At 64.2% G+C, this 12,460-nt stretch carries 9 protein-coding genes; 7 read left to right on the forward strand and 2 right to left on the reverse strand.

Annotated features, from left to right (window positions below):
* Positions 1 to 25: 25 nt before the first annotated feature.
* Positions 26 to 3,787, reverse strand: a complete 3,762-nt coding sequence (metH, locus tag E8M79_RS10920; RefSeq protein ID WP_137151927.1) for a methionine synthase — start codon at positions 3,785 to 3,787, stop codon at positions 26 to 28.
* Between the two features lie 271 nt (positions 3,788 to 4,058).
* Here metH and E8M79_RS18675 point away from each other — a divergent pair, with 271 nt between their 5' ends.
* The 7 genes from E8M79_RS18675 to E8M79_RS10955 are packed head-to-tail and all read left to right on the forward strand — an operon-like array spanning position 4,059 to position 11,192.
* Complete coding sequence (locus E8M79_RS18675) at positions 4,059 to 5,099, forward strand: septal ring lytic transglycosylase RlpA family protein (RefSeq protein WP_137151928.1); 1,041 nt, start codon at positions 4,059 to 4,061, stop codon at positions 5,097 to 5,099.
* Between the two features lie 45 nt (positions 5,100 to 5,144).
* Positions 5,145 to 6,290, forward strand: coding sequence for a D-alanyl-D-alanine carboxypeptidase family protein (locus E8M79_RS10930; RefSeq protein ID WP_248304973.1), 1,146 nt, complete (start codon positions 5,145 to 5,147; stop codon positions 6,288 to 6,290).
* 21 nt (positions 6,291 to 6,311) lie between these two features.
* Positions 6,312 to 6,998: a dTMP kinase gene (gene tmk / locus E8M79_RS10935; RefSeq protein WP_137151929.1), complete on the forward strand. Its 687-nt coding sequence runs from the start codon at positions 6,312 to 6,314 to the stop codon at positions 6,996 to 6,998.
* A complete protein-coding gene (locus tag E8M79_RS10940; RefSeq protein WP_137151930.1) occupies positions 6,995 to 8,023 on the forward strand; it encodes an AAA family ATPase in 1,029 nt (342 codons plus the stop codon). Before tmk ends, E8M79_RS10940 begins: the two co-directional genes overlap by 4 nt.
* Complete coding sequence (metG, locus tag E8M79_RS10945; RefSeq protein WP_137151931.1) at positions 8,020 to 9,570, forward strand: methionine--tRNA ligase; 1,551 nt, start codon at positions 8,020 to 8,022, stop codon at positions 9,568 to 9,570. Before E8M79_RS10940 ends, metG begins: the two co-directional genes overlap by 4 nt.
* A gap of 2 nt (positions 9,571 to 9,572) precedes the next feature.
* Entirely contained in the window at positions 9,573 to 10,352 is a 780-nt protein-coding gene (locus E8M79_RS10950; protein ID WP_137151932.1) for a TatD family hydrolase, read from the forward strand.
* A gap of 3 nt (positions 10,353 to 10,355) precedes the next feature.
* On the forward strand, positions 10,356 to 11,192 hold the full coding sequence (locus E8M79_RS10955) for an MBL fold metallo-hydrolase (RefSeq protein WP_137151933.1): 837 nt from the start codon (positions 10,356 to 10,358) through the stop codon (positions 11,190 to 11,192).
* Between the two features lie 223 nt (positions 11,193 to 11,415).
* On the opposite strand, the gene E8M79_RS10960 is transcribed toward E8M79_RS10955, so the two are convergent.
* Complete coding sequence (locus E8M79_RS10960; protein WP_137151934.1) at positions 11,416 to 12,417, reverse strand: TIGR03842 family LLM class F420-dependent oxidoreductase; 1,002 nt, start codon at positions 12,415 to 12,417, stop codon at positions 11,416 to 11,418.
* Positions 12,418 to 12,460: the final 43 nt, after the last annotated feature.

Below are 12,460 nucleotides of genomic sequence, written 5' to 3' on the forward strand. Positions count from 1 at the left end.
GATCACCCCAGCCACAGGACAGTACCTACTCCGCCGCCGCGATGGCCGGGCCGGGGATGTAGTTCAGCACCGGGCCGAGCCAGCGTTCGACCTCGGCCAAGGGCATATTCTTGCGCGCGGCATAGTCGAGCACCTGGTCGCGCTCCACCTTGGCCACGCCAAAGTAATAGGCCTCGGGATGGGCATAATAGAAGCCGGAGACCGAGGAGCCCGGCCACATGGCATAGCTCTCGGTGAGGGTGACGCCCACAGTGTTCTGCGCGTCGAGCAGGCGGAACAGCGTGGTCTTTTCGGTGTGGTCGGGCTGGGCCGGATAGCCCGGCGCTGGGCGAATGCCGCGATAGCTTTCCCCGATCAGCTCCTCAGGGCTCAGCGCCTCGTCCGGGGCATAGGCCCAGAACTCGCGGCGCACGCGGGCATGCACATATTCGGCCATCGCCTCGGCATAGCGGTCGGCCAAAGCCTTGACCAGAATGGCCGAGTAATCGTCATTCTGCTTCTCGAAGCGCTCGGCAATGGCCACTTCCTCAAGGCCCGCCGTCACCACGAAGGCGCCCAGATAGTCCGGCTTGCCGGAGTCCGCCGGGGCGACGAAATCGCTCAGCGCCATATTGGGCTTGCCGTCGCGCTTGCTCAGCTGCTGGCGCAGGGTGAACAGGCGCGCCAGCTCCTCGTCGCGGCCTTCATTGGTATAGAGGCTGATGTCATCGCCCACGGTATTGGCCGGCCAGAAACCGACCACGGCGCGCGGCTTGAACCACTTCTCCGCGATGATCTGGTCGAGCATGCGCTTGGCATCGGCAAACAGCTGCCGCGCCGCCTCGCCCTGCCGCTCGTCCTCGAGAATGGCGGGGTAGCGGCCCTTGAGCTCCCAGGTCTGGAAGAAGGGCGTCCAGTCGAAATAGGTCGCCAGTTCGGCCAGATCGAAATCCTCCAGCACCCGGGTGCCGAGGAACGCCGGCTTGGGCGCGACATAGCTCGACCAGTCGGCCTTGAAGGCATTGGCACGCGCCTTGGCCAGCGGCAGGCGCTGCTTGTCTTCCTCGGCGCGCTGATGGGCGGCGGCCGCCTTGGCATATTCGGCACGGATATCGGCGATGAAGCTCACCTTGCTGTCCGCCGACAGCAGATTGCCCACCACACCCACGGCACGGCTGGCGTCATGCACATGCACGGCCTGGCCCTTTTCGTAGCGCGGATGGATCTTGACTGCCGTGTGCACGCGGCTGGTCGTCGCCCCGCCGATGAGCAGGGGGATGTCAAAGCCCTCGCGCTCCATCTCGGCAGCCACATGCACCATTTCGTCCAGCGAGGGCGTGATGAGGCCGGAGAGGCCGATGATGTCGACCTTTTCGTCGCGCGCCACCTGCAGGATCTTGGCCGCGGGCACCATGACGCCCAGGTCGATGATCTCGTAATTGTTGCAGCTCAGCACGACGCCGACGATGTTCTTGCCGATGTCATGCACGTCGCCCTTGACGGTGGCCATCAGCACCTTGCCGGCGCTCTGGCGGCCGGTGGCATTGCCATCAGCGTTCTTCTCGGCCTCCATATAGGGCAGCAGCAGGGCCACGGCCTGCTTCATCACGCGGGCGGACTTGACCACCTGGGGCAGGAACATCTTGCCCGAGCCAAACAGGTCACCCACGATGCCCATGCCGGCCATCAGCGGGCCCTCGATGACATGCAGCGGCCGTGCAGCCTTTTGCCGGGCCTCGTCGGTATCGGCGTCGATATATTCGGTGATGCCATTGACCAGGGCATGGGCAATACGGTCCTCGACGGACTTTTCGCGCCAGCTCAGATCCTTGGCTGCCGCTTCCTTGCCGGCATTGCCGCGATAGCGCTCGGCAATGTCGAGCAGGCGCTCGGTGGCGTCGGCGCGGCGGTTGAGGATCACGTCCTCGCAGGCGTCGCGCAGCTCGCGATCGATCGATTCATAGACCGCCAGCTGGCCGGCATTGACGATGCCCATGTCCATGCCGTTCTGGATGGCATAGTACAAAAAGACAGCGTGCATGGCTTCGCGCACCGGCTCATTGCCGCGGAACGAGAAGCTCAGGTTGCTGATACCGCCCGAGATATGCACATGGGGCAGGGTGTCGGTGATGGTCTTGGTGGCCTCGATGAAGGCCACGCCATAGCCATTGTGTTCCTCGATGCCGGTGGCAACGGCGAACACATTGGGGTCGAACACGATATCCTCGGGCGGGAAGCCCACGACCTCGGTGAGCAGTCTGTAGGCGCGCGTGCAGATCGCGACCTTGCGCTCTTCGCTATCGGCCTGGCCCTGCTCGTCAAAGGCCATCACCACCACGGCCGCGCCATAGGCGCGCACCAGCCGGGCATATTTGAGGAAGGATTCCTCGCCCTCCTTCATGGAGATCGAATTGACCAGGGCCTTGCCCTGCACGCATTTCAGGCCCGCCTCGATCACCTCCCATTTGGAGCTGTCGATCATCAGCGGCACCTTGGCGATGTCGGGCTCGGCCGCCAAGAGGTTGAGATAGTCGATCATCACCTGCTTGGAGTCGATCAGCCCCTCATCCATATTGATGTCGATGATCTGCGCGCCATTGGCCACTTGGTCGCGCGCCACATCAAGCGCGGCGGTATAGTCGCCGGCAGTGATCAGCTTGCGGAAGCGGGCCGAGCCGGTGACATTGGTGCGCTCGCCGACGTTGACGAAGGGGATTTCCGCCGTCAGCACAAAGGGTTCCAGACCCGACAGGCGCAGGCGGCGCTCGATCTCGGGCACAACGCGCGGCGGATATTTGCTGACCGCCTCGGCAATGGCGCGGATATGGTCCGGCGTCGAGCCGCAGCAGCCGCCCACGATATTGACCAGGCCCTCGCGCGCAAACTCTTCGAGCTGGGACGCCATCATCTCGGGCGTTTCGTCATAGCCGCCGAATTCATTGGGCAGACCGGCATTGGGATAGGCGCAGATGAAGGTATCGGCGCCGCTCGACAGCTCGGCGATATGGGCGCGCATGAGGTCAGCGCCCAGGGCGCAGTTGAGCCCGATGGTCAGCGGATTGGCATGGCGCACCGAATACCAGAAGGCCAGCGGCGTCTGCCCGGACAGCGTACGGCCGGAGAGATCGGTAATAGTGCCCGAAATCATGATCGGCACGTCGATGCCGCGCTCCTCGAACAGCCGCTGCGCGGCAAAGATGCCGGCTTTGGTGTTGAGCGTATCGGTGATGGTCTCAAACAGCAGCAGGTCCGCGCCGGCATCGACCAGACCACGAATGGCCTCGCCATAGGCCACCACCAGCTGGTCGAAGGTGATGGCGCGATGACCAGGACTGTTCACATCGGTCGACATCGACGACGTCTTGTTGGTCGGCCCCAGCGCGCCAGCGACATAGCGCCGGCGCCCGTCGATGGCCTGGGCGCGCAGTGCCGCGCGCCGCGCCACGACAACGCCCTGGTAGTTGATGTCATAGACCGCGTCTTCGCAGGCATAGTCGGCCTGGGCCACCGAGGTCGCCGAGAAGGTGTTGGTCTCAACGATATCGGCGCCGGCCATGTAATATTCGAAGTGGATGTCTTCGACGGCCTGCGGCTCGGTCAGCACCAGCAGGTCATTGTTGCCCTGCAGCGGAAGCGTCCAGTCCTTGAAGCGCTCGCCGCGGAAGTTCTCCTCGGTGAACTTGCGCCGCTGCAGCATGGTGCCCATGGCGCCGTCCAGAATCAGGATGCGCTCGCTGGCGGCTTTTGCAAGCGCCGCGCGCACCTCGGTCCAGTCGGGGAGGGCATGCTGCTGTTCGGTCTGGCTCATGGCCGTTCACCTCGGTTCATTCGGACGTCGGATGTGACATAAAGATATCTTTATATCAACCCTGATACAAGGAAAGCCTGCCCCCATGGCGCGATCAATGCTTCGTGCACCGGGTCACTCAAATGTCACGCAAACGGCTAACGCTTTGTTGTCTTTAACCTCGCTGAAACCAGAAAACTGTTCTCTGCGCGTCCAAGCCCTGTGGGCGCGCTATGATGGCGCCCGCGCACCTTAGTCCGGCCCAAGTTCGAGTACCCTGAGTTTGCAAACAATGACGACGCCCTGGCGCCATGCCGTCCGCCTCATTGCCCTTGTGGCGTTGATCGCCCCCAGCCTTGCCGCCTGCGGCATCGGCGGATTGGGCGCCACGGTCAAACGCTCGGCCTTTTCGTCGTCCGAATACGGCGTCGGGGTTTCCCCGCGCGTCACCTCCAATCCCAATCCGCCCAAGGGCGGCGGCCGCTATCAGGTCGGCAAGCCCTATACCGTGCGCGGCAAGGTCTATGTGCCCCAGGAGAACCCCAACTATACCGCCTCGGGCGAAGCCTCCTGGTATGGCTCGGATTTCCATGGTCGCCGCACCGCCAATGGCGAGATCTTTTCGGCCAATGCCATTACGGGCGCCCATCCTACGCTGCCGCTGCCCAGCTATGTGCGCGTGACCAATCAGGAAAACGGCCGCTCCATCATCGTGCGCGTCAATGACCGTGGCCCCTATATGCCGGGCCGCATCATGGACCTCAGCCATCGCGCCGCCGAAATGCTGGGCTATGTGAACAGCGGCCATGCCCAGATCACGGCGCAATATGTCGGCCGCGCCCCGCTTGAAGGCGACGACACCCGCATGCTGGTGGCCAGCTATTCCGGCCCGGCCAATTACGGCAGTAGCACTACCCGCGTGGCCCAGGCCGACACCACCAATAGCCTGGCCGATATGGCCGGCAACTTCTTCGGTGGCCTGTTCTCCTATGCCGACACGACGCCTGAGGCGCAGGATGCCAATATCGGCACCGCCCATGCTGCCGTCACCGCCATGGCGACCCGCAATCCGGCGCTGCAGGACTGGGCCAAGTCGATGGACGCAGATTCCCGCACCATCAAGCTGGGCCTGGGCGTCTTCACCGACCAGAGCAATGCCATCGCTCTGGCCGAACAATTCGCCATCCTGGGCGCTGTCGACGAGGATCAGGTGACCGTCAATGGCCGCGCAGCGACCCGGCTGACACTGACCCATCTCAAGGCCGGCGTCGCCAAGACCGATGCCCTCGACCTTGCACGGCAACTTGGCCTGAACGACATAACGCTCTATTAGACAGGACTGCCGGCAGCCCGCCGGTCCCCCGGGGGAAGGCTGAACGTGAAACGGCTCGGTTACATTCTGGTCGCGCTGCTTGTGCTGGTCGCCCCCGCCTGGGCCCAGGTGAGCTTTGAAACAGCCGCCAAATTCGCCATCCTGATGGATGCCGAGACTGGCACGGTGATCTTCCAGAAAGACGCCGATCTCCCCATGGAACCGGCCAGCATGGCCAAGCTGATGACCATTGCCGTGGTCTTCAACGAGGTGCGCGCAGGACGGGTCAAACTCACCGACGAGCTGTTTGTCTCCGAACATGCCTGGCGTACCGGTGGTGCCAGTTCGGGCGGCTCGACCATGTTTGCGGACCTCAACTCCAAGATCCCGGTCAATGACCTGATCCGCTCGGTGATCATCCAGTCGGGCAATGATGCGGCGATCGTTCTGGCCGAAGGCATTGCCGGCAGCGAAGGCAGCTTTGCCAATATGATGAACGAGCTGGCCGGTACCATCGGCCTGACCGCATCGCACTTCTCCAATCCCACTGGTCTGCCGGACCCGGACATGCATGTCACGGCCCGCGACCTGGCCAATCTGGCGCGCTATCTGATCCGCGACTTCCCCGAATATTACCACTATTTCTCCGAGCCCGAGATGGAGTGGAACGGCATCAAGCAGCCCAACCGCAATTCTCTGGTCGAAATGGGCATCGGCGTGGATGGCCTCAAGACCGGGCATACGGAAGCCTCCGGTTACGGCTCGGTGATCTCCACGGCCGAAGGCGGCCGCCGCCTGGTCGGGGTGGTGCACGGCCTCACCTCCATGGCGCAGCGCGCCGAAGAAGGCCGCAAGCTGATCACCTGGGGCGCCCGCGCCTTTGAACGCTTTGAGGCCTATGCCCAGGGCGCGGTCGTCGCCTATGCCAAGGTCTATGGCGGGTTGACCGATAGCGTGGGCCTGGTCGGCGACGGGCCCATCGCGCTCTACATTCCGCGCGGCTCGCGCAAATGCCTTAATGCTGAGGTGACCTATATGGCCCCGCTGATGCCGCCGGTTGTGGCAGGCACCAAGATTGCCGAGCTGCGCGTGATGTGCGACGACCAGCTGGTGCAGACAGCGCCGCTCTATGCCGCCAGCGACGTGGCTGAAGGCGACATCGTGCGCAAGGCAACAGATGCGCTCAAGCAACTGGCTTTCGGCTGGCTCTGAGACTCGGGTACAAGGCACGTCATGCTCGATACGCTTTCCGCCAGACAGGCCCGCTTCATCACCTTTGAGGGTGGCGAAGGCGTCGGCAAATCCACCCAGGTCAAACGCCTGCAGCAGAACCTGCAGCGCCATGCCGTTGAAGTGGTGCGCACGCGCGAACCCGGCGGTACGCCCAAGGCCGAAGCCATCCGCTCCTTCATCCTGCAGGGCCGTTCGGAAAGCTGGGGGGCAGGAGGCGAAGCCGTGCTGTTCGCCGCGGCCCGGCTCGACCATGTGACCCAGCTGATTGCGCCGAACCTGGCCAATGGCACCTGGGTGCTGTCGGACCGCTTTCATGACTCGACCCGCGCCTACCAGGGCCTGACCGGCGGCGTGGCGCCCAGACTGATCGCCGCGCTCGAGGAACTGGCGCTCAACGGCCATACGCCGGACCTGACGCTGGTGCTCGACATGGACCCCGAACAGGCCTTCAAGCGCGTGGCGGACCGGGCCATCGAGGATGGCCTGGCCCAGACCGGCGACCGCTTCGAGAAGGAAGAGCTCGACTGGCACATCCGCCTGCGCGAAGGCTTCCTGGCCATTGCCCGCGATAATCCCGACCGCTGCGTGGTGCTCTCGGCCGACCAGTCGCCCGAGGCGCTGGAAGCGGCCATCTGGGACGTTGTCAGCCAGCGCTTTCCCGAACTGCTGGGCGGACCGGGGCGGTGAGCGACCCCAATGCCCTGGCCGGCGTGCTGCCGCCCGAACAGCGGCAGCACGCGTATGGCCATGACGCGGCACGCACCGCCATCACCGCCCAGATCACCGGGCACCGCCTGCCGGGCGCCATCCTGCTGCATGGGCCGCAGGGCATCGGCAAGGCCACCTTTGCCTTCGAGCTGGCCGCCGCCATCCTGACCGCCACTGGCGACGAGGACGCGCACCGCGTGCATCAGCAGGTCGCCGCGCTCTCTCACCCTAATGTCTTTCTGCTGCGCCGCCGCCTCAAGGACGCCAAGGGCTATTACACCGTCATCCGCGTCGAGGATGTGCGCGACCTGCGCGACAGCCTGCACCACACCCGTGGCCGGGCCGGGCACCGCGTCGCCATCATCGACAGCATTGATGACTGCAATCCCTCGGCCGCCAATGCGCTGCTCAAGACGCTCGAAGAGCCGCCGGCCGACACCACGTTCCTTCTGGTGTCGCACCGCCCGGGCCAGCTGCTGCCCACCATCAAGTCGCGCTGCCACAATCTGGCGCTCCGCCCGATTGCCGATAGTGCTGTGCGCGACATTCTGCTTGAGCATGATGCGGCCCTGGGCGCCGAGGCGCTGACCCGCGCCATTGGCCTTGCCGGGGGTCGGCCGCGGCGGGCCTTTGAAACGCTGGCGCTTGAGGCCGAGTCCACCCTGGGCGCGCTGCGGGCCTGGCTCACCAATCCCACGGCGCATCCGCCGGCGGTGTCGCTGCAACTGGCCGAGGCGCTGGGCAACGACAGCCAGAGCCCGGAGCTGTCCTTTGCCCGCGAAATGCTCGACGACTGGATTGCCGATGAGGCGCGCAACGCCGCCATGCAGCCCGGCGCCAGGATGCGTCTTGCCTCTGCCAATGAGCTATGGGACAAGGCCCATGCCCTGCTCGCCGACGCCGACAGCATCAATCTGGATATGAAACAGACGCTGGTCGCCATCTTCGACGCGATCAGGAAGCATGTATCGTCGACCGCCTCCGTTTCCGCTGAGTTCTCATGACCGCCAAGCCCTTTTACGTCACCACAGCAATCTCCTATCCCAATGGCGCGCCCCATATCGGGCATGCCTATGAGATGATTGCGACCGACGCGATCGCGCGCTGGAAGCGGCTGGAAGGCCGCGAGGTCTATTTCCTCACCGGCACCGACGAGCACGGCATCAAGATGGTGCAGACCGCCGCCGCCCAGGGCGTGACCCCACGCGAATTGGCCGATGCCAATTCGGCCGAGTTCCGCCGGCTGGCCGAGGTGCTCGACATCTCCAATGATGACTTCATCCGCACCACCGAGCCGCGCCATTACGACTCCGTGCAGGCCATCTGGAAGAAGATGGCCGCCAACAACAATGGCGACATTTTCCAGTCCACCTACAAGGGCTGGTATTCGGTGCGCGACGAGGCCTATTTCGACGAGGAAGAGCTGACCGAGAAGGACGGCAAGAAATTTGCCCCCACCGGCGCCGAGGTCAATTGGGTGGAAGAGCCCACCTACTTCTTTCGCCTCTCGGCCTATCAGCAGAAGCTCTTGGACCTCTACGAGGCCAATCCCGACTTCATCGCGCCCAAGGAGCGGCGCAATGAGATCATTTCCTTCGTCAAGAGTGGGCTCAAGGACCTCTCGGTCTCCCGCACCACCTTTGACTGGGGCATTCCCGTGCCGGACGCACCGGGCCATGTGATGTATGTCTGGGTCGATGCCCTGACCAATTACATCACCGGCGTGGGCTATCCCGACACCGACAATCCGCTGTTCAAGAAGTTCTGGCCGGCGGATCTGCATGTCATCGGCAAGGACATCATCCGCTTCCACACCGTCTATTGGCCCGCCTTCCTGATGAGCGCCGGCATCGCCGTGCAGCATCGCGTGTTTGCGCATGGCTTTCTGACCGTGGACGGCCAGAAGATGAGCAAGTCGCTGGGCAATGTCATCGACCCCTTCGCGCTGATCGAGGAGTTCGGCACCGACGCGGCGCGCTACTTCTTCCTGCGTGAAGTCTCCTTCGGCAATGACGGCGACTATGGCCATGACAAGCTGGTGCTGCGCGTCAATGCGGACCTGGCCAACAATCTGGGCAATCTGGCGCAGCGCTCGCTGTCGATGATCAACAAAAACTGCGACGCCAAGGTGCCCCAGCCCGGCGCACTGAGCGAGGCAGACCAGGCCATGATCGCTGAAGTCGACGCGGCGCTGGCGACTGCGCAGAAGGCCATGGACGAGCAGCTGGTGCATGAAGCCACCGGCGCCATCATCGCCGCGCTGAGCTCGGCCAACAACTATTTCGCCGGCCAGGAACCCTGGGCGCTCAAGAAAACCGATCCCGAGCGCATGGCCACCGTCCTCTATGTGACGGCCGATACTGTGCGGCGCCTGACCATCCCGATGCAGGCCTTTGTGCCGGCTTCCGCCGCACGCCTGCTCGACCAGCTGGCGGTGCCGGCCGATCAGCGCGGGCTGAGCGATGCGGCAGAGGCCAATCGCCTGGTGCCGGGCACCGATCTGCCCGTGCCGCAGGGGGTGTTTGCCCGCCTCGAACGCAAGGCCGAATAGCCATGCTGATCGACAGCCACTGCCACCTCGATTTCGAGGCCATGGCCAACGATCTCGACGGCGTGCTGGCGCGCGCCGCAGCGGCCGGTGTCTCGGGCATGGTGACGATATCCACACATGTGGATAAGTTTTCCACATACGCCGCCATTGCCGAGCGCTATCCCAATGTCTGGTGTTCGGTGGGGACCCATCCCCATCATGCCGATGCCGAATTGCATATCACCACGGATGACCTTGTCCGCCTAAGTGCCCATCCACGCTGCGTTGCCATCGGCGAGGCGGGGCTGGACTATTTCTACGACAATGCCCCGCGCGAGGCGCAGGCCACGGGTCTCCGCCGCCATATCGCGGCCGCGCGCATCACCGGTCTTCCACTGGTTATCCACAGCCGCAAATGCGATGACGACATGGCCGCCATCCTGCGCGAGGAGATGGGGCAGGGGGCTTTCCCCTTCCTGCTGCATTGCTTCACGGCGGGCGTCGAGCTGGCCCGCACCGCGCTCGAACTGGGTGGCTATATCTCGTTCTCCGGAATCATCACCTTCAAGAATGCCGAGGAAATCCGCGAGGTCGCCAAATTCGTGCCGGCTGACCGCTATCTGGTGGAAACCGATGCGCCCTATCTGGCGCCGATCCCGCATCGCGGCGCCTCCAATGAGCCGGCCTTCGTGCGCCACACCGCCGAAAAACTCGCCGAAGTGCGCGGCATCAGCCTTGAGCAGTTGGGCCGCGAGACCACGGGCAACTTCGCTCGCCTGTTCTCCAAGACCGGGCTGGCCTGAGCCATGCCCGCGGCGCAGCGCATCATCGCCACCATCCTGGGCTGCGGCTCCTCGGGCGGGGTGCCGCGCATCGGCAATGACTGGGGCGCCTGCGACCCGCATGAGCCGCGCAACCGCCGCCGCCGCTGCTCGCTGCTGATCGAGGGCTGGACCGATGGCGCGGCAGAACCCACCCGCGTGCTGATCGACACCGGCTGCGACCTGCGCGAACAGCTGCTGGACGTCGGCGTCGATCGCGTCGATGCGGTGCTCTATACCCATGAGCACGCCGACCACACCCACGGCATTGATGATCTGCGCGTGCTGGCGCTGCACAACCGCAAGCGCGTCGACGTCTATTTCACCCCGGCATGCGGACACCGCCTGCGCGAGGCCTTCGGCTATTGCTTTGAATCGCCCGAGGGCAGCGACTATCCGCCCATCCTGACCGCCCATGAAGTCGCGCCTGGCGCACAGCTCGAGATCGACGGACCCGGCGGCACGCTGGCGATTTCAGCCTTCCGCCAGGAGCATGGCAATATCGACTCGCTGGGCTTCCGCATCGGCGGGCTGGCCTATTGCTGCGACCTCTCGGCCTTTCCGCCGGAGTCCTTTGCCGACATCGACGGGCTCGACGTCTGGATCATCGACGCGCTGCGCCAGACGCCGCATCCGAGCCATCTGAGCCTGGCCGAAACGCTGGACTGGATCACCCGCTTCCCGCCACGCCTGGCCGTGCTCACCGACATGCACATCGACCTCGACTATGCCACGCTCGACGCACAAACGCCGGCGCATGTGACGCCGGCGTTTGATGGCATGCAGATCGATGTGGTGACCGGGATGATCCTGAACAGGTAAGTTCAGCGACTTCTTTGAGACGAACAGGGCAGGAGCCGAGAGGCCAGGGGCTCCCTGTCACCCCCTCCTAGCCGGCCATTCGGGCATAGCCCTCATGGCCTTCTCACCTCAAATCGCGCCGCTGGCGCGATTTGCCCTACGGGACGGCTCGAAGCCCCATCAAGGGGGGCTGTGAGGGGGGACGGCAGGGCGCTTCGGACCTCACCGTCCCCGAACCTCAGACTTACCGGAACGCCGGGATGACGTGGCGGCCGTAGCCGGCGATGATTTCTTCTTCGTCGCCGCTGTCGAGATAGATGTTGAACTGGGTGATGCCGGCCGCCTTGAGGGCGTGCATCTTGGCGATGTGCTCGTCCGGTTCGCCCAGCACGCAGAAATTCTCCACCACATCGGGGGTGATGAAGTCGAGGAACGGGTTATCGGCCTGGCCGTGCTTGGAGTAATCGTAACCGCGGCGTTTCTCGATATAACTGGTCAGGCTGGCCGGCACCTTGTCGCTGTCGGCGCCGTATTTCTCAACGATATCAGCCACATGATTGCCCACCATGGCCGGAAACCACTTGGTTGCCTCGATAGCGCGGGCCTTGTCGCCGAAATAGGCGGGTGCGGCGGCCATGGAGCGATAGTTGCTCATGTCGCGGCCGGCGGCCTTGCCGGCGTCTATGCACTGGTCGGTGAACCATTTGCACAGGCCCGGATCGGCCAGCTGCAGCACCACGCCGTCGGCATGTTCGCCAGCGGTCTTGAGCGCCAGCGGACCATAGGCGGCAATCCAGCTGGGCATGTCATGGCCAACGGCCCAGGGGAACTTCACCGGCTCGTCGATCTCGCCATAGGTGACTTCCTCGCCGCGCACCATGGCGCGGGTCTTGTGGATGAACTCGGCCACCCGGGCCAGCGTCGCCGGCTTCTTGCCCATCACGCGACGCGAGCTGTCGCCACGACCGACGGCGAGATCAAAGCGGCCGCCGCTCTGCTTGGCGAGCGAGCCGAAGAGCGAGGCCGCCACCGACCAGTCGCGTACATCCGGATTGGTGACCAGTGGACCAAAGCGCATGTCCTTGGTGTGCTCCATGCACATGGCAATGGCCGCGTAGCAGTCGCGCCACAGGATGTGGGAGTCATAGAACCAGCAATAGCTGAAGCCCGCATATTCCGCCGCGCGCACCAGATAGCGGGCGCGATCCGCTTCGATAAAGCCCTTGAAGGTGATGCCGAATTCCATGATGCGTTCCGTCTCCCCGTGCCGCAGCAAATTTGACCAGTCG

It is taken from the genome of Devosia sp. FKR38 (genome assembly GCF_005222805.1).
Classification (GTDB): domain Bacteria; phylum Pseudomonadota; class Alphaproteobacteria; order Rhizobiales; family Devosiaceae; genus Devosia.